This is a genomic window from Limibacter armeniacum, assembly GCF_036880985.1.
GTDB classification, from domain to species: domain Bacteria; phylum Bacteroidota; class Bacteroidia; order Cytophagales; family Flammeovirgaceae; genus Limibacter; species Limibacter armeniacum.
Map to the genome: position 1 here is coordinate 384,025 of NZ_JBAJNO010000008.1, position 19,181 is coordinate 403,205.

At 40.5% G+C, this 19,181-nt stretch carries 13 protein-coding genes; 12 read left to right on the forward strand and 1 reads right to left on the reverse strand.

From position 1 onward, the window contains the following. Positions 1 to 15: 15 nt before the first annotated feature. Positions 16 to 1,149: a transporter substrate-binding domain-containing protein gene (locus V6R21_RS07505; RefSeq protein WP_334242310.1), complete on the reverse strand. Its 1,134-nt coding sequence runs from the start codon at positions 1,147 to 1,149 to the stop codon at positions 16 to 18. A 374-nt stretch (positions 1,150 to 1,523) separates the two neighbouring features. Between V6R21_RS07505 and V6R21_RS07510 the strand changes: the two genes are divergently transcribed. From V6R21_RS07510 to glgX, 12 genes are all read left to right on the forward strand, one after another. Continuing rightward, positions 1,524 to 2,165 (forward strand): c-type cytochrome, encoded by a 642-nt coding sequence (locus V6R21_RS07510; RefSeq protein WP_334242312.1) that lies wholly within the window; start codon positions 1,524 to 1,526, stop codon positions 2,163 to 2,165. A 300-nt stretch (positions 2,166 to 2,465) separates the two neighbouring features. Further along, complete coding sequence (locus V6R21_RS07515; protein ID WP_334242314.1) at positions 2,466 to 2,936, forward strand: ribosome maturation factor RimP; 471 nt, start codon at positions 2,466 to 2,468, stop codon at positions 2,934 to 2,936. Between the two features lie 80 nt (positions 2,937 to 3,016). After that, the gene (nusA, locus tag V6R21_RS07520; RefSeq protein ID WP_334242317.1) at positions 3,017 to 4,264 is read left to right on the forward strand and encodes a transcription termination factor NusA; all 1,248 of its coding nucleotides are present in this window, start codon (positions 3,017 to 3,019) and stop codon (positions 4,262 to 4,264) included. Positions 4,265 to 4,520: 256 nt separating this feature from the next. Next, on the forward strand, positions 4,521 to 7,841 hold the full coding sequence (gene infB / locus V6R21_RS07525; protein WP_334242319.1) for a translation initiation factor IF-2: 3,321 nt from the start codon (positions 4,521 to 4,523) through the stop codon (positions 7,839 to 7,841). Positions 7,842 to 8,073: 232 nt separating this feature from the next. Next, positions 8,074 to 10,398, forward strand: a complete 2,325-nt coding sequence (locus V6R21_RS07530; protein WP_334242322.1) for a peptidylprolyl isomerase — start codon at positions 8,074 to 8,076, stop codon at positions 10,396 to 10,398. Positions 10,399 to 10,626: 228 nt separating this feature from the next. Then, a complete protein-coding gene (locus V6R21_RS07535; RefSeq protein ID WP_334242324.1) occupies positions 10,627 to 11,319 on the forward strand; it encodes a response regulator transcription factor in 693 nt (230 codons plus the stop codon). A 171-nt stretch (positions 11,320 to 11,490) separates the two neighbouring features. Next, positions 11,491 to 12,576 (forward strand): sensor histidine kinase, encoded by a 1,086-nt coding sequence (locus V6R21_RS07540; protein WP_334242326.1) that lies wholly within the window; start codon positions 11,491 to 11,493, stop codon positions 12,574 to 12,576. Beyond that, entirely contained in the window at positions 12,557 to 13,270 is a 714-nt protein-coding gene (locus tag V6R21_RS07545) for an RluA family pseudouridine synthase (RefSeq protein ID WP_334242328.1), read from the forward strand. Before V6R21_RS07540 ends, V6R21_RS07545 begins: the two co-directional genes overlap by 20 nt. 211 nt (positions 13,271 to 13,481) lie before the next feature. Next, positions 13,482 to 14,852 carry a M56 family metallopeptidase gene (locus V6R21_RS07550; RefSeq protein WP_334242329.1) on the forward strand — a complete coding sequence of 457 codons (1,371 nt, stop codon included), beginning with the start codon at positions 13,482 to 13,484 and terminating at the stop codon, positions 14,850 to 14,852. A gap of 118 nt (positions 14,853 to 14,970) precedes the next feature. Further along, the gene (locus V6R21_RS07555) at positions 14,971 to 15,336 is read left to right on the forward strand and encodes a BlaI/MecI/CopY family transcriptional regulator (RefSeq protein WP_408612975.1); all 366 of its coding nucleotides are present in this window, start codon (positions 14,971 to 14,973) and stop codon (positions 15,334 to 15,336) included. Between the two features lie 23 nt (positions 15,337 to 15,359). Further along, entirely contained in the window at positions 15,360 to 16,733 is a 1,374-nt protein-coding gene (locus tag V6R21_RS07560; protein ID WP_334242333.1) for a M56 family metallopeptidase, read from the forward strand. A gap of 161 nt (positions 16,734 to 16,894) precedes the next feature. Continuing rightward, positions 16,895 to 18,970 (forward strand): glycogen debranching protein GlgX, encoded by a 2,076-nt coding sequence (gene glgX / locus V6R21_RS07565; RefSeq protein WP_334242336.1) that lies wholly within the window; start codon positions 16,895 to 16,897, stop codon positions 18,968 to 18,970. Positions 18,971 to 19,181 lie beyond the last annotated feature (211 nt).

Genomic DNA, 19,181 nt, shown 5'->3' on the forward strand with positions numbered 1-19,181 from the left:
TTTTGAATATTGGGTTTATTCATCAAGACTGTACCGCCGCAGTGTCCTGTTCCATGACTCTCGACTGATATGGTCTACAAGAATAGGGTTTAGCTTTCGGTGAAGTGAACTGTTTTTAGGCATCAGTAAAGAAAAATAGTGCCTATTGAAGGTTGCAGGGAGCATTCTGATACTGTTTTGCCAATTGTTTTCATGAATTAGGTACCGGATAACAGGCTTTTCATGGGCAAAAACTTGTATTTCACCTTTTTGAAGGGCTTCGAGTCCTTCAGTCGGGCTATCAAAATGTTTACTCACATTGATTTGTCTGTCAAATAAGAAATCAGCACTGCTAGAATGTTTGACGGCTCCAATCCTTCCAAATTTTTCCAAATCCTTTAGCGTATTTACTTGGTTGCCTAATTGATCCAAGGTTAGTTTGGACGTGATGGTAGCTGTGAAGCTGGAAATCAAACTGATAGCTGCAAACATCCATACCATAGAAATAATTCGTCCTAGAACTGTTTTGGGAGTTTTATCTCCGTACCCTACAGTTGTGATGGTTACGGTGGACCACCATATTCCATCAAGAATTCCCATTGGCCCATCCCGAAACTCGCTGTGATTGGATTTTTTTTCCACAAACCAAACGATGGTGCCAAAAGTAAATACAATGACAATCAGCAGTGAAATCAGTTTTAGAAACCCTAATGAAAAGAGGTTGGATATGAAGAGTTGAATCTGATTGTTTTCATCATTGCGTATGGCAATCCCCATACTTGATGTCAGGAAAGGGTGGGAGACATCGAGCTGACGTAGTCTTGTTCCACTCACAGACATTGGGTTTAGAACAATATCAACTTGTTTACGGCTCAAAGCAAGCATCAGTCCAGGTACATGCTCATATTCCTTGAACTCATAGACCAAGTGCAGTTTGTTGCTGATGCTTTCCCAAAGGTCAATGCTGATACCGTAAAATGAATCTTTACCGTCTTTGATAATGAATGGAGGATCTTCTTTGATGCCGACTATCAGTACTTTATCCTGCTGGTCATTCAAGTATCTTACGAGTGCGGCTTCATTTGTCTGGTAAGCATATATAGGGCTTATCAAGATAAACAATAGGCTAAAGAGTAGCAGCACTTCCTTCTTCATATGGTAGTCGTTCACGGGTTTGTTTAATCAATAATTAACCTAGCTGCTTAATTGATGACGCTAACGGGGTACCTGCTATTGGTTGAATTAGGTTGCAGTACATTAGTGACAGTATGGCTTTATACTTAAAGAATAAAGCGATCGCAGTTGAATATATCTTGTATATTCATAACAATCCTGCCATTGCAAGGTTAACACAGGCGGAAATTGTATCAAGAAAGCAGAATAAAGGCAGGAATATTCCTCAACAGCTAATAAATATATAGAAAATTGATATCAGAGTTGGAAATTAGCGTAAAGTATTTTTGAATTGCATGCCGGTTAGGAGGGATTGACTTGGAACTGGATGAATGCACAAGAATTTTTTGACATATAACAAAAATTAAAAAATGAACTTTGAAAAAATCTACACAGGGCTAACACATACACATAAGCTAGTGGTAACTTTGTTTTTACTGATCTATTTGATCAAGACGGTTTTGTTGCTGCTAAATAAGAAAGAGGCGCTGCGATCTTTCTCCAAAAAAGTCAAGGTGCCTGAAATGATCATTTCATTCCTGTTTTTGGCAACCGGTATTGCAATGATTATAGAGTTGCCTCAAGCAACCACATTTTTCATAATCAAGTTGGTGGCTGTATTTGCATCTATTCCTATAGCAATTGTTGGTTTCAAAAAGGAAAATAAAGGATTGGCAGCACTTTCTTTAATTTTACTGTTTGGAGCTTACGGAATGGCTGAAGCACACAAAGGTAAATTGAGAAAAGGTGGTGAAGTACATATTGAGGCAGGGCAAGATGTAGTCACTGTAGGTAAAGCTGTCTATGAAGTGAAGTGTGTAGTTTGTCATGGTGAAGATGGAGCAAGAGGTGCTGGTGGAGCAAAAGACTTGACAGTGAGTGAGATGTCTCAAGAAGAAGCTCATGATATAATTTTGAATGGAAAGGGGCTAATGGCTTCTTACAAAGATCAGCTTTCGGAAGAAGAGATTCAGGCGGTTTCCACATATGTGATGACCCTGAAAAAACAATAGGTAACGGCAAGTTGCATTAGCAATGCCTGAACTAATTACCAAAGGACTTTTATTTAAAAAGGCATTTTGGAAAAATGAAGAAAAAGGGTTTTATTTGCACCATACATGGGGCAAATAAAAACGGAAAAGGGGGCAAACGCTCCCTTTTTTCTTTGCCTATTGAACAAGACAGCTACTGAAAAGACTTTATATTGTAAAAGAATTTCCAAGCAGAATACCAATGAATTAAAAAAGGTGGTAGCTTGTAAAGTAGCAGTAGCTATTGGGTAAAAGCTTCAAATCAAAAATAGATTCGCTGAAATGGAACTAGCTCAGGAAGTACAGGAAATCGTGGAAAGACATCTGCCAAGCGAAGAGCTGTTTGTGGTGGAAGTACAGGTGACCGGCACAAAAAAACTGGTAGTGAAAGTAGTGCTTGATGGCGACAAAGGTGTCACGGTTGAGCAATGTGCGAAAGTAAGCCGTGCAACTGGCAATGAACTTGAAGAAAGAGAATTGCTGAGTGATGCTTACAACCTGGAAGTCTCTTCTGCTGGAGTAGGTGAGCCGTTGTTGCTGCATCGCCAGTACACAAAGAATGTAGGCAGAAAGGTGAAGGTTTTCTTGAAGGAAGGAGACCCGTTGGAAGGTAAGCTGGAAAATGTGACGGACGAGCACATTGAGGTGGCTGCTGAAATACGAGAGAAAGGAAAAAAGAAGAAAGTAACGATTGAGCCAAAAACCGTTGCTTTTGATGATATAGATAAAACTGAAGTACAAATTACGTTTTAAGTGGTAAGGACTTCCGAGCCGGAAAAGGAAAGACTTTTCCGGTTCGGAACACCTGATAACCTGATAAAGAATTTTTGAATATGAACAGTTCAGAACTTATTGAATCGTTTAAGGAGTTCGCAAAACTCAAGAACATTGACCGTCCGACTATGATCCGTATTCTGGAGGATGTATTCAGAACGATGATCAAGAAGCAATACGGCGAAGACTCCAACTACGATGTAATTATCAACGTAGATGCAGGTGACCTTGAAATCTGGAGATACCGTCAGATCGTGGCTGATGATGCGGAAGACTTTGATGAAAACACGCAGATCAAGCTGACTGATGCCAAGAAAATCGAGGAAGATTTTGAAGTGGATGAGGAAGTGGCTGAAGCAGTACAAATCGACTTCTTTGGAAGAAGAATGGTTCAGACTGCAAGACAGACACTGATTCAGAAGGTGAAAGACCTTGAAAAAGGACTCCTGTTTGATAAATACAAAGATCAGGTAGGTGAGTTGGTGAACGGTGAAGTTTATCAGGCTTTGGGTCGTGAACTGATCATCAGAGATCAGGAAGGCAATGAGTTGAGTCTCCCTAAAAATGAACTGATTTCAAAAGACCGTTACCGTAAAGGTGATTCTATCAAAGCAGTTATCGCTAGGGTAGAAATGGTGAATAACAACCCTAAAATTATTCTTTCTCGTACTTCAGAAATGTTCTTGGAAAGACTTTTCGAAAATGAGGTGCCTGAGATTTTTGATGGACTGATTACGATCAAGAAGATTGTAAGAGAGCCAGGAGAAAGAGCGAAGGTAGCGGTAGAGTCTTACGATGACCGTATTGACCCAGTAGGGGCATGTGTGGGTATGAGAGGTTCAAGAATCCACTCTATCGTAAGAGAGCTTCAGAACGAAAATATTGACGTTATCAACTATACGGATAACTTGGAGTTATACATTGCTAGAGCTTTGAGCCCAGCAAACATTAACCGTATCTCAGTTGTTGAAGAGAAGAAACGTATTTCTGTATTCCTAGATCAGGATCAGGTATCGTTGGCAATCGGTAAAAACGGTCACAATATCAAATTGGCAAGCCGATTGATCGGTTATGAGATTGACGTGTTCAGAGATCTCGGAGAAGGAGAAGACTATGATGATGATGTAGAATTGGATGAATTCTCAGATCTGATCGAGCAATGGGTAATTGACGAGTTCAAAAAAGTAGGTCTTGATACAGCTAAAAGTGTATTGAGTATGAACCGCAGTGACCTAATCAGAAGAACCGATTTGGAAGAGGAAACCATAGACGGTGTTCTAGAAATACTTAAAACCGAATTTGAATAAAATAAAGAAGGTCAGGTGAAAACCTGACCTTACTTTATGGATCAATGAAAATTAAAACACTGTGCTTATTTAGATAAATTAAGACTTTTTGAAGCGAAAACATCATAAAGTTTAACTTTTATCAACATAAGTAATATCTTTGTAACTCAGTTTGGTATAGTTCAATATTATAGAATTCACATTTTCAAACTAAAATACAGGACGCATCAGACTATTGCTGTGAAGCAATATCGTCAACACACCTAGTAGATTATATATGGCAGATCAAAAGATGGTCAGACTTAGCCAGGCGGCTAGAAATTTTAACGTAGGTAAAGATACCCTTATAGATTATCTTGCCAATAAAGGGCATGAAGTAAAAAACTCTCCCAATACTAAACTTACAGGGGAGCAATACGGCTTGCTAGAGAAAGCCTTTGCCTCATCGAAAGCAGATAAAGAGGAAGCCAAGAACATATCTATTGCCACTAAAGTAGGCAATACGGTCATTGATAGTTCGACCAGAAAGCACGAGGAAGGTGAAGAGGAAGATTATATCCCAGTAAAAGAGCCTGCATCGGCAAAAGAAACTGAGTCGTCAAAGGTTGAGAAGAAAGTAGAGGAGCCTGAAACTTTTAGTGCAAGACCTGAACTGAAAGTTGTCGGTAAAATTGATTTGGATGAAGTAGGCAAGGCCAAAAAGAAAGAAGAAAAGCCTGCTGAAGAGCCAAAAGCACCAGAGCAAAAAGAAGAAAAACCTGCTCAGGAAAAAGAAGCTACGTCTCAGCCAACCGCTACTGCTAGCACAGAGAAGAAAGAGCAAAAAGAAGAACCTGCTCCTAAAAAGGTAGAAGAGAAAGAACCGCAACAACAGCAACCTGTTGCCCCTGCTGCTAAGCAAGAAACAGCCAAGAAAGAAGATAAAACTGAAAATAAATCCACTGCTGATGTACCTGCTTCAACCAAAGCAGCTGCACCAAAAGAGGAAAAGAAAGTAGAAGACAAACAATCTGTAGAGCAAACAGAGGGTAAAGTAGAAGCACCTGAAAAAACAGTTGCCTCTGAAGAGAAGAAACCAGCCGCTGACCAACAAACTAAACAAGTTGACCAGGACAAGGACGTTAGCAAACAAACCCCTCAGACGGCTGCTCAAGATAAAGCCGATAAAATGGAAGTAATCAATAAGGAAGTAAAGCCTGAACAAAAATCTATTGAAACTTCGGAGAAGCCGGAGTCAAAAACAATTGAGGCAAAAGCTGACAGTCTGCCCGGTTTGAAAGTGCTTGGTAAGATTGAGCTACCTGAGCCAGGAGGAAGAAGAAAGAAAGCAAAACCGATTGCATCTTCTGATGATACCAACAAAGACAAAGGTGGTAGAAGGAAGAAGAAACGAGGTCCTAAGGATCAGCACGACAAACCAGCTCATGCTAAAGCTGGTGGACCTGGAGCAAGAGGAAAAGATGCTGCTGGTACAAATGATAAGAAGAAAGAGGCAGCAGGCAACGATAAGAAGGACAACAAAGGCGCTACTACGACAGCAACTTCTGGAAAACAGAAGACTGGTACTGGCGGTGGACGTAACGACCGCTTCAACCGTGGAGACCGCAACGATGGTGGCAACAGACGTAAAGACGGCGGCGGAAGAAAGAAAAAAGAAGAAATCACGGATACAGATATCAAAAAAGGTATCAAGTCTGCCAATACACGTATTGGTGCTAAAGGCAACAAGGCTAGCCGTGGTAAATACAAGAAAGAGAAGCGAAGCGCTGCCCAAGCTGCTGAAGAGCAAAGAATGCAGCAGGAAATGGCAGAAGCAGCAGTATTGAGAGTAACAGAGTATATCTCAACTAACGAGCTGTCAACGCTAATGGGTGTAAGCGTGAATGATATCATTGCCAAGTGTATGCAACTGGGCATGTTTATCTCAATTAACCAGCGTCTGGATGCTGAAACGATTGAACTCGTAGCAGAAGAGTTTGGTTTTGAGGTGAAATTCACTTCGGCAGAAGAAGAAACAGATGTACTGATCGAAGAGCATCAGGACAAAGAAGAAGAACTGGAGCACAGAGCGCCAATCGTTACAATCATGGGTCACGTTGACCATGGTAAAACATCCTTGCTTGACTACATCCGTAGTGCAGACGTAGCAAGTGGTGAAGCTGGTGGTATCACACAGCACATTGGTGCTTACGATGTAATGACTAAGAACGGAAACAGGATTGCATTTCTGGATACTCCAGGTCACGAAGCCTTTACAGCGATGCGTGCTCGTGGTGCGAAACTGACAGACGTTGCGATTATTGTAATTGCAGCTGATGACCGTATCATGCCACAAACAATTGAGGCAATCAACCACGCACAGGTTGCAGGTGTTCCGATTGTATTTGCATTGAACAAAGTAGATAAGCCAGCTGCTGAACCTAACAAAATTAGAGAAGGTCTGGCGAATATGAACATCCTTGTAGAGGATTGGGGTGGTAAGTATCAGGCTTACGAAATCTCAGCTAAAACAGGTATGGGTATCGACGAACTATTGGAAGGCGTATTGCTTGAAGCTGAAGTATTGGAACTGAAAGCAAACCCTAACAAGAATGCTATCGGTACAGTGGTAGAGGCATCCCTTGACAAAGGTCGTGGTTACGTAAGTACTATCATGGTACAAGCGGGTACTATGAGCGTAGGTGATGTAATGTTGGCAGGTCCTTACTATGGTAAGGTGAAAGCCATGACTGACCACAGAGGTAATCGTTTGGAAAAGGTAGGACCATCGACACCAGTACAGGTATTGGGTCTGAACGGAGCACCACAAGCAGGTGACCGCCTGACAGTAATGGACTCCGAGAGAGAAGCAAGAGAACTTGCGACCAAACGTGAGCAAATCCAGAGAGAGCAAAGTATCAGAGCTACTCAGCGTACAACGCTGGATATGATCGGTAAGCGTATTGCTCAAGGTAGCTTCGAACAGTTGAACGTAATTGTAAAAGGTGACGTGGACGGTTCAGTAGAGGCACTTTCTGATTCACTATTGAAACTGTCAACTGATGAAGTGGAAGTAAGAATCATCCACAAGGCAGTTGGTGCAATTTCAGAGTCGGATATCATGTTGGCATCTGCCGATAAAGACAGTGATGCGACGACAATCGTAATTGGTTTCCAGGTTCGTCCTACAGCCAATGCGCGTAAGATTGCAGAACGTGAAGGTATCGAGATCAGAACTTACTCTGTGATTTATGATGCAATCAACGAAGTGAAAGACGCGATGGAAGGTCTACTTTCTCCAGATATTGAAGAGGAAGTGGTTGGTAACATCGAGGTTCGTGAAGTCTTCAAGATTAGCAAAGTGGGTACAGTTGCAGGATGTTTCGTAACAGAAGGTTATGTGAAACGTAACTCGAAAGTACGTTTGATCCGTGACGGCATCGTAATCTACGGTGGTGAGCAAGGTGGAGAAATCCAAGCACTGAAGCGCTTCAAGGATGATGTGAATGAAGTGAAGACAGGTTACGAATGTGGTCTGAGTCTTGCAAACTACAACGACATCAAAGTCGGAGATAATATTGAGGTATTTGAGGAAAGAGAAGTGAAGAGAACACTTTAATCGGACCTTATTCACATAGATTAATGGCTATCACTTGCTTTGGCAGGTGATAGCTTTTTTATTAGGGAGATTTTTTATCGTTATACCTATACAGTAAATAGAGGAGTGAGACCTTTTATAGTTGTTAAAGTATAGGGAAATTGCTTGAAAAACCCTTTTAATAAAAAATACTGAATCACCAATGTCAGATATTCTTTATCATAAACTTAAGTTAATCCAAGACCAGTCTGCTATGCGCAAGTTTAAGATATTTATAAGCCGTTTGCAGGTGGCTGTTTTACTGATTAGCCTTGCTGCTTGTACTACTAGCAAAACCGGAAAACAAGCACAGGTAATTAAACAGGAACCAACTCTCATGACTGTAGGAGACCGAGAGGTACCAGTTTCAGAGTTTAAGTACCTGTACAATAAAAACCACCAGAATGATGACAATGCTTACTCTGAGAGTAGCTTGAGGTCATACCTTACCCTTTTCACCAACTTTAAATTAAAAGTTGAAGAAGCTTATGCTCAGCATATTGATCAGGATGAGGAGTTCATCACTGAGTTTGAGCTTTATCATAAACAGTTGGAAGAGCCATACCTGACAGGGAAAAGGTTTTCGGAGAAACTGGTAGAGGATACATACAATAGGCTAAAAACTGAAGTTAGAGCATCCCATATCCTTATTCGTTTTCCTGAAAAGATGGAAAATAAAGCCGATACCCTAAAAGCATATCAAAAAGCCTTGGAGGTAAAAGCAAAAGTGGATAGTGGAGAAGACTTTGCTTCCTTAGCAAAGAAATATTCAGAAGACCCATCAGCAGCTGTAAATAGTGGTGACTTAGGGTATTTTACTGCTTTGCAAATGGTTTTTCCATTTGAAGATGCTGCTTATACTACACCTATAGGAAGTGTAGCTGGTCCGGTAAGAACCCGCTTCGGATACCATTTGATAAAGGTGTTGGATAAGAGGGATGCACGAGGAGAAGTGAAAGCGGCGCATATTATGTTGAAGCTATCACCTGAGTTAAGTGCAGAGGAAAGAGAACAGGTAAAGCAAAGAGCAGAGGAAATATACGTTAAGGCAAAAGCTGGAGGAGATTGGGAGAAGTTATGCAGACAGTATTCTGAAGACCCAGGTACGGCACAAAAGAATGGAGAACTACCACTGATTGCTACAGGAAGAGTTCCTGAAGAGTTTGCAGCGGCAGCTTTTGCTTTGGAAACACCAGGAGATGTAGCGGCTCCTGTAGAGACTTCTTTTGGATGGCATATTATCAAGTTGATAGAGAAAAAGCCGTTACCTCCTTTGGATGAAATGAGAGAAGATCTTTCCGCTCGTGTCAATAGAGATTCCCGTTCTCAGATGTCCACAGCGATGCTTATAGACTCCTTGGTAGTTGAAAATCAATTTGTGGAAAATCAGAAGGTAATTGACAAGGCTTTCGAACCGTTGGATACAACGCTTGTACAAGGTAAGTGGACTGTACCTGAAAATGAGACAAAGCTGAAAGAGAAATCAATTTTTACAATAGCAGGTACACCTATAACGGTTGAAGCATTTTGGGACTATGTACAGCGTCATCAGCAGGCTAACCAGAATACAATAAGCCAAAACAGGGAACAGCTTTACAAGGCATTTTGGCAACAGTCTTTGATAGATTATGAAAAAGCGCACCTTGAAGAAAAGTATCCAGAGTATAAATACTTGCTTCAGGAATACCATGATGGTATAATGCTTTTCAGAGTAATGGAAAAAGAAGTTTGGGGTCGTGCCTCCAAGGACGAAGTAGGTTTACAGGCTTTCTTTGAAAGTCATAGGGATCATTACCTGTGGGGAGAGCGACTGTGGGCAACGATTTATGATGCGGGTAATCAAGTTGTCTTGGATAAGGTGAAAAATGCCTTAGACTCGGGACGTTATGAAATCTTCCCTTCAGAGATTGTAAGAATCAAATTTAATCGAGATCAGCAAAGCCTGAACAAATACCTCCGTCGTGATTTGAATAAGGTAGTTGAGTTGCTGCAAAGTTATAAAGCAATGCAGATTGACTTGACAGGCCAGTATGTAGGAAGGGAGAGTAAGCAGACAGCAGATAAACGCTTGGTATCCGTAAAGAATTACCTTATCAGTAAGGGTATTGAAGCGGAGAGAATATTTGAGAACCCTTCAGAGAAAACAGAAGGAGTAGGAAGAGGTTATAGAAGGGGTGGTTATGTAAGGTTGAGATATTATTCACAAGACCTTGATAACCTTGAAAACAATCTTAACCGTGAGAGTGCTTTGGCGCTGAAGGTAACAACAGATACCTATGATAAAGGTGATAATTATATTATAGATCAAGTGCAGTGGAAAGAGGGACGTTATACTGTACAGTCTGATGACCGTGTTAGTTTGGTAGTAGTGAAAAAGGTTATTCCACCTACACCAAAGTCACTGAAAGAAGCAAAAGGAGAAGTGATTTCAGACTATCAGGAGTTTTTGGAACAGCAGTGGTTGGAAGAATTGAGGAGTAAATATCCTGTAAAAGTAGATGAGAATGAGCTGCTTAAATTGGTCAGTAAAAAGAGTTAATTGAAAACTGAAAAGCTGTTGTCTTTTAAAGACAGCAGCTTTTTGTATTTTAGTGCAATAATTATTAATTATCTGATAATGTTTTGTAAATCAGTAAGATCAATCTTATTGTGAATGGAGTGTTACAGGAATATTAAGAATTGCCCGAAAAGATAAATTGCATTTTTAATAGCTTTATTATAAGAAAAGCATGGTGTATTTTTGGGTCGTCAAAAACAATAGATGGATATGAGCAACGAAAACTACAAGGTGCTAGTCGTAGATGACGAACCGGATATCGTAGAGATCCTTACTTACAACCTAAGCAAAGAGGGCTACCAAGTAGCATCTGCCAATGATGGCAAATCAGCTGTGAACAAGGCAAAAGAGTGGAAGCCAGATCTGATCCTAATGGATATCATGATGCCAGGGATGGACGGAGTGGAAGCTTGCCGCCAGATCAAGGATGTATACAAACTCTCTGAGACCCATGTTATTTTCTTAACCGCACGATCGGAAGAGTATTCCGAAGTGGCAGCATTTGAAGTTGGTGGTGATGATTACATTACCAAACCTATCAAGCCAAGAGCTTTGATGAAGCGAATTGACGCGATCTTCCGCAGGAAATCAAGAACGGTTTCTGAAGACAAGAATGTGATCAAGATTGGTCCATTCGTGATCGACAAGTCAAGCTATACACTTTTTGTGGAAGAAGAACCAATGTCGCTTCCTAAGAAAGAGTTTGAGTTGCTTTACTTCTTGGCTCAAAGCCCTAACAAAGTATTTAGCCGTGATGAACTGCTTCAACATATTTGGGGTGCTGATGTATATGTATTGGCAAGAACTGTCGACGTACATATCAGACGTGTCCGTGAGAAGATTGGTGAAGGTTTTATCAAGACGGTAAAAGGTGTTGGCTATAAGTTTGAAGCCAATAACTGAGAGAATTAGCTTGAGTTTTACAATTCTGAAAATACCCAACCCTGCAGGTACTTAAATCTTGCAGGGTTTTGTATTTTTGCAGAGTTGTTACCATTGCGACAACGGAAAAGCAAGCCTGTTTAAGCTGTGCTTAGAAAGAAAGGAACAAAAGATTAACTATAATAACGGACCATGTTTTTTAATTCAAGAGCAGTGGCATTTCTGCTTGCCGCATCTACTGCCCTTACTACAGTGGCATTCTTAACCTTGGTAGACGATATACCAATGGCAGGATATATTGTTGGTGGTGGTATTGCATTTTCAGCAGCATTCCTACTAACTTATTTTACATTGGAGTTTATGATCTTCAGGGAGCTTAACAAGATCTACTCAAAAGTGGATAAGCTAAGACAGAAGCAACTTTATCCAACCAACAAAAAGTTAGGTGATGATTATGAAGTGGACCTGTTTGAAAAAGATGGAAACCCACTGAAGAGGATCAACCAAGAGATTACGGAGTTTGCTGTAAAGACAGAGCAGGAGATTGACAAACTGAAGAAAATGGAAATTTTCAGAAGGGAGTTTATGGCAAATGTATCTCATGAGCTGAAGACTCCTATCTTTGCAACCCAAGGTTATATCCTGACACTCTTGGACGGTGCGATGGATGATGAAAATGTGAGGGAGAAGTTTCTGAGACGAGCAGCCAAGAGCTTAAATCAGCTGAATCACTTAGTGGAAGACCTGCTGACACTTTCTAAAATAGAGTCAGGACAGATCAAGATGGAGTATGAGTACTTTGATCTGCAAACCTTAATGGTGGATGCCATTGAGCAGGTAGAGCACAAAGCTTCCAAAAAAGAGATTTCAGTAATGTATGAGCCACCGCACGATGAGGTCATTGCAGTACATGCAGACTATAACCGAATCATGCAAGTAATGCTAAACCTGATGACCAATGCCATCAAGTATAATGACGAAGGTGGTTGGGTGAAGCTGCAGCTGGAAGATGATGAGGACTCAGTGAAGGTAACTGTTAGGGATAATGGAATGGGAATCCCTGAAGAGGACCAGCGTAGAGTATTTGAACGCTTCTATCGTGTAGAGAAAAGCCGTACCAAAAAGCAGGGAGGTTCAGGATTGGGACTTGCAATTGTAAAGCATATATTAAGCGAACACAATTCATATATTACGCTGAAGAGTAAATTGGGAGAAGGAAGTGCCTTCAGCTTTATACTGGAAAAAGACAATCAGGCTAATGAAAGTACCGAATTTTAAAAAACTGATCGTATTTGAAAACGATAACTATATTCTGATTAATAAACCACCTCATATTTCTACGCTGGAAGACAGGGATAAAACCCAAACCAGTATCTATGAGATGGCCAAAAAGTATTGGGAAGAGGCACAGCTTTGCCACAGACTTGATAAGGAAACTTCAGGGATGTTGGCGATTGCTAAGAATCCAGAGGCATATCGTAACCTTTCCATGCAATTTGAAAATAGGGAAGTAGATAAGGTCTACCATGCTATAGTAAATGGCGTACAGGAATTGGATAGGATTCTTGTAGACAGAAATATTGCTGTGTCAGGTAGAGGCAATGTCCGCATTGACATTGAGGGGAAGCCAGCACAGACAAAATTTATGACTTTGGAAGCTTTTAAGTTCCATACACTGGTTGCATGTAAACCAGTTACAGGAAGGATGCACCAAATTCGTATTCACTTGGCATACCTTGGGGCTCCAATCGTAGCAGACGAAACTTATGGCGGTAAGATGGCATACCTGTCACAAATCAAAAGGAAGTTTAATCTCAAGAAAGGAACGGAGGAAGAACCGCTGATCAAGAGGGTAGCATTGCACGCTTATGAAATCACATTCAAGGATATTGATGGATCAGAAGTAAATGCAATAGCAGATTATCCTAAAGATATTAGAGCGTTGCTGACACAGCTTAGAAACAATAGCTAGGCAAGATATGATAGTTAAGTTTGAGGCAGGAAAATCACTTTCCTGCCTTTTTTTTTATCTTATCAACTAAAAAAATAGTTGATAAAATTTTTAAACTAAAGTTTTAGTTATACATTGCTTTCACAATCAGGGAAGCAGTTTACTTATTGAAGAAACCCATAAAGGCCCAAGGCTTTTTTTAGACTAATAGATTCCTAAAATCAACATTGTTATGGTTGCATATATCTTAAAAGTAATCGGGAGTCAAACACTCTTTTATTTATTGTATTACTTGCTGTTTAGGAAAGAGCCATTTTTTGAGCGAAACCGTGTTTACTTGCTATTAACTCTTTTAGGAGGGTTTATAATCCCATTATTACCAATACCATCATTTCAGGTTGAAGAAAGTATTGGACCTGTGTCAGACTCTGTATACCTCTTAAAAGGTATTACAGTGAGTACAATGCCTATAGAACAGACCATTCACTGGTGGGAAGGCTGCTATATATTGATTACCGGAATAATGGTTTTTCGCTTCTTATCTAGTTTGGTAAAAGTAATGAACCTGATAAGGAAAAATACTAAGCAGGTTTTATACGGCTACAAGGTTGTACTTACGAATGGGAATTATCCTTCAGCTTCATTTCTGAATAATATACTGTGGGATGAGACAGTAAAATTGGACAGGGAGGATGCAATTCGAGTACTTCAGCATGAACAGGCCCATATAGCAGGGAAACATTCGCATGATATTTTACTCATAGAAGCACTGAAAGCAATAATGTGGTTTAATCCATTAGTGTACCTCTATGCAAGTGCATTGAGAGATCAGCACGAATATATAGCAGACAGGACGGTATTGCAGGATACACCACAGCAAGCTTATCGCCGTCTGATCGTAAAGACACTGTTTAACGAGTTAGGCCTATCAGTTGTACACAGTTTTAATCAATCTCAAATCCAAAAACGACTGAACATGATGAAGAAAACCCATAAACCCAAATACTTGAAATTAAAAATAATGACTGTAGTGCCATCCGTAATCATGTTGTTGTTTATGTTTTCCTGTATGGAAAATATAGCAACAGAACCTTTACAGGAGCCAATAAGAGAGTTAGAAGCTATAGTAACCATAGGTGATGTGGAAAAAACGTTTACTGATGAAAAGGAAATGACTACATGGATGGATGAATATATGTCAATGCACCCTACAGAAGATGTTACTTTCCATATTGAGTTTATCAAAAGTAATTGGAAGTTAGTCAGTCCCTCAGGAGAGACAAGGGTTTTAGCTGCTGAAGGTATAGATGCAATGGCAGAACCTAAAGAGGACATTGATGAATGGTTCAGTACTTTTACTCAAAATCTAGAATACCCTGAAGAAGCAAGATCAAAAGGAATTGAAGGAACCGTTGTAGTGAAAATACTTATCAACGAAAAAGGGAATGCAGAGAGCTTTCAAGTACTAGAAGGAGTAGATCCAATTTTGGATGATGCTGCTATAGCAGCATTGGAAAAAAGTATCAAAGGATGGAATCCGGCTATGGAAGACGGAAAGCCTATACAGCATATCCACTTATTGCCAGTGACATTTAAACTTTAATAAGCTAAAGGGTAAAGGTTGGGGGTAATGCTTCCTCAGCCTTTACTTCAATTGAATTTACCACTCAAGAAAATCAGATTTGAATATGAAAAAACTAACTGCGGCAGAAGAACAGGTAATGCAAATTTTATGGAAGCTAGAGAAGGCATATGTAAAGGAGATTATCTCAGAAATGCCAGAGCCAAAACCTGCGTACAATACCATCTCTACGATTGTGCGAATACTGGAGCAGAAAGGTTTTGTTGGACATGAACCGATAGGGAAATCTCATCAGTACCACCCTTTGGTAGATCAGGAAACCTATAGCAACAATTACCTGAAGAGCTTTATCGGAAGTTACTTTGGTGGTTCATTTGAGAAGATGGTATCCTTCTTTGTCAAGAAAAACAATATGACAATTCAGGAAATGGAAGAGTTGATGAAGGAGCTGGAAGACCAAAAAGAAGATGATAATAACGATGAGGAAAAAGCGGACAATGCTTAATTCCAAATTAAACGATCCTTGTTATGACTATGTACCTTTTAGAAGTAGTGGCTTGTCAGCTGTTGTTTTACCTGTTCTACTATATCCTGTTGAGAAAGGATACCCTTTTTGAGCGGAACAGGATTTACTTGTTACTGTCTCTGGGGACTTCATTTGTATTGCCTTTTTTGCACTTACCTGAGTCCGTTGAACTTCAAGGTAACATCATGAAGCCAATTTCTGATGCGACATTGCTGATGTATGACCTGATGTGGCAAACAAATGCAACGGATACAGCAACAAGTGGAGGTTTTATAAACTGGTGGCAACTTGCCTATTCTCTGGTCATGATTCTGATGATGTTAAGGCTGCTGGCAAGTTGGAAAAAGATAGACAAGCTGATTAGTAGTAACCCAAAGACAGAGCTGTACGGCTTTGAAGTTGTACTGACAAATGGAAAGTATCCGGCTGCATCTTTTATGGACAATATACTGTGGGATGAGACAACAAGCCTGAATAAAGATGATGCAGTCAGGATACTTCAGCACGAACAAGCGCATGTTGCAGGAAAACATACTTATGACATTATGTTGATCGAGGTGTTGAAGGCACTAATGTGGTTCAACCCTTTAGTGTACCTCTATGCAGGTGCACTGAGAGATCAGCACGAATATATAGCAGACAAAGCGGTATTGCAGGCAACACCACAGCAAGCTTACCGACGTCTGATCGTAAAGACACTGTTCAACGAATTAGGCCTATCAGTTGTACACAGTTTTAATCAATCTCAAATCCAAAAACGACTGAACATGATGAAGAAAACAAATCAATCCAAGTACCCAAAACTGAAGATGCTGACTGTTGTGCCTATGTTGGCTGTAGCACTTTTTGTCATTGCCTGTGTGGAAAACCAACAAGAAGATGCTGAGCCTGAAATCCAGAAGACAATGGAGATAACAGTAGGGGAGCTGAAAAAGAGTTTTACCGACGTTGATAAGGCAACAGTTTGGCTGGATAATTATTTAGCGGAACATCCTGACATGAAATCTCAGGTGAAGGTTAACGTAATCAATCCGAATCTAGAAGATCAATTGACAAAAGATACAGTATTTGAGATTGTAGAGAAGCCTGCAGGACCTAAGGAAGGAATAACAGAGTGGATGAATGATTTGGCGCAAGACATTCATTACACAGAAGAAGCCAAGCAAAAAGGAATTGAAGGGAAAGTGTACATTCAATTTATAGTGGATAAGGAAGGCAATGGAACTGACCTCAAAATTTTGAAAGGAATAGATAGTAATTTAGACCTTATAGCATTGGAAGCGCTTAAAAAACATATCAAGGACTGGAGACCTGCTTATCAAAGAGGTGTTCCTGTTAAGCAGCGAATGGTTATACCGGTCGCTTTTAAACTCTAAATAATTAAATTGCTACGGTAGTTGAAGTCCTGTCATAAACTGGCAGGGCTTTTTTTGTTTCTCCCCATCTAAAATTTTCCATCTCCCGTCTCTCATCTAATATCTCAAATCTTTGTGCTATTTTTAGCTAACCAAAAATCTTTGACTGAACAATACCACAAATGGCTGAAATAATTAAACCTGGAAATAGCTTTCCGCTTGGAGCGTCGGTTTCGGAAAAAGGAACGAACTTCTGTGTTTTCACCAAGAATGCAACAAAGGTAGAGCTATTACTTTTTGACGATAAGGATGCACCACTGCCTAGTCAGGTGATCGCACTGGACCCGAAAGTAAACAAGACCTTTTATTACTGGCATGTATTTATTGAAGGGATTGGTCATGGGCAGGTATATGCCTACCGAGTTTATGGTGATTACAAACCGGAAGAAGGAATGTACTTTGACGGGACCAAGGTGTTGCTGGATCCATATGCAAAGTCTGTTTACATGGGAAGCAACTACAACCGTAAAGCGGCGATGCGTCCTGGCGACAACTGCGTACATGCCCCAAGGGGAATTGTGATTGAAGACCATTATGATTGGGAAGAAGACTTGCCTTTATGTCGCCCTTTTTCTGAAACAGTGATATATGAAATGCACGTAGGTGGCTTCACAAAACATGAATCGTCAGGTGTATCTAAAGAGAAGCGAGGAACATACAGCGGTCTTGTCGAGAAGATTCCATACCTGAAAGAGTTAGGAGTGACCGCAGTGGAGTTGTTGCCCGTTCATCAGTTTGATATATACGATGCTCCGGCAGGCAAGATCAATTACTGGGGGTACAGCACAATTGGTTTTTTTGCACCACACTGTGGTTATGCAACCAATACGGATGATCCTACCGCTGTAGTGAGAGAGTTTAAGGATATGGTCAAGGCACTGCATAGGGCAGGGATTGAGGTGATTTTGGATGTGGTGTATAACCATTCGGCAGAGGGACCTGCTGAAGGACCTACACTTTCTTTCAGGGGTTTTGAAAATGAAGCTTATTACATGCTTGACCGTGAAGATAACTATGCTTACCGTAACTATACAGGTTGTGGGAATACAGTCAATGCCAATCATTCTATAGTCAGGCGTTTAATTATGGATTCACTCCGCTACTGGGTTTCTGAAATGCATGTGGATGGTTTCCGTTTTGACCTTGCCTCTGTGCTTTCAAGAGCTGAAGATGGTACGCCGTTAGATAACCCACCAATTCTTTGGGAGATAGAGTCTGACCCTGTGCTGGCAGGAACCAAGATGATTGCAGAGGCTTGGGATGCTGGAGGACTTTATCAGGTAGGAAGCTTTATCGGTGATAAATGGAGTGAGTGGAACGGAATGTTCCGTGACATAATGCGGAAGTTTATCAAGAGTGATGGTGGAATGCTCGGAGCATTTAAGGATAGCGTGGAAGGTAGCAGAAATGTCTACTACCACAAGGATGGCTGGGATCCCAACCGAAGTATCAATTTCATTACTTGCCATGACGGTTTTACCATGAATGACTTGGTAAGCTATAACAGCAAGCATAACCTGGCCAATGGAGAAAACAATCAGGATGGTAGCAATGACAACCAGAGTTGGAACTGTGGGGTAGAAGGACCATCGTTTAACCATGATGTGGAGTTGCTGAGAAAGAAGCAGATCAAAAACTATTTTGTGATGCTGTTGCTGGCGCAAGGAACACCAATGTTGTTAATGGGGGATGAGGTAAGGCGCTCACAGCAAGGCAACAATAACGCTTACTGTCAGGATAACCATATCAGTTGGTTTAATTGGAAGGATGTTGAGAGAAACAATGATACTTTCACTTTTGTCAAGAAGCTGATCAAGTTTAACCTTTCTCACAAGTTATTTCAGAAGCAGGAGTTTTGGAATTCGAAGCTGAGAGCTAAAAAGTCTATTATTTCTTGGCATGGAGTGACAGATGTAGATGAGCCGGACTTTTTGGATGAATCAAGAGCCATCTCTTTTATGCTCACTGACCCCGAGGAGAAAGAGCAACTGTATGTGATGGTAAATGCTTTTTGGGAGCCATTAATGTTTGAGCTTCCTGAGCCTTCTATCCAAACTGAGAGAATCAAATATGGGAAAGTGATTGATACATCAGCCTCACATCCTTATGATATTGTGGAGGAAGACCAAGCTAAAATTATAGAAGAGGACAGAATTATATTGGCACCTCGATCGATTATCGTATTGAAGTCAATGTAAGCAGCAGGCATTGAAAACCCTGAAAGGGTTAGAATAGAGATTTCCTACGCTAATCCTTTCTCATATTATGAGGTACTAAATGATGTTATCCTGTTCAACCCTTTCAGGGTTATGATATATTGATTGCTGTAAAATCCAGATTGCCATCTGGAGCTAATATGGTTTGTTTCCTTCGGAAACGGTGTTTTCTATATGAAAAATAATCCCGAAG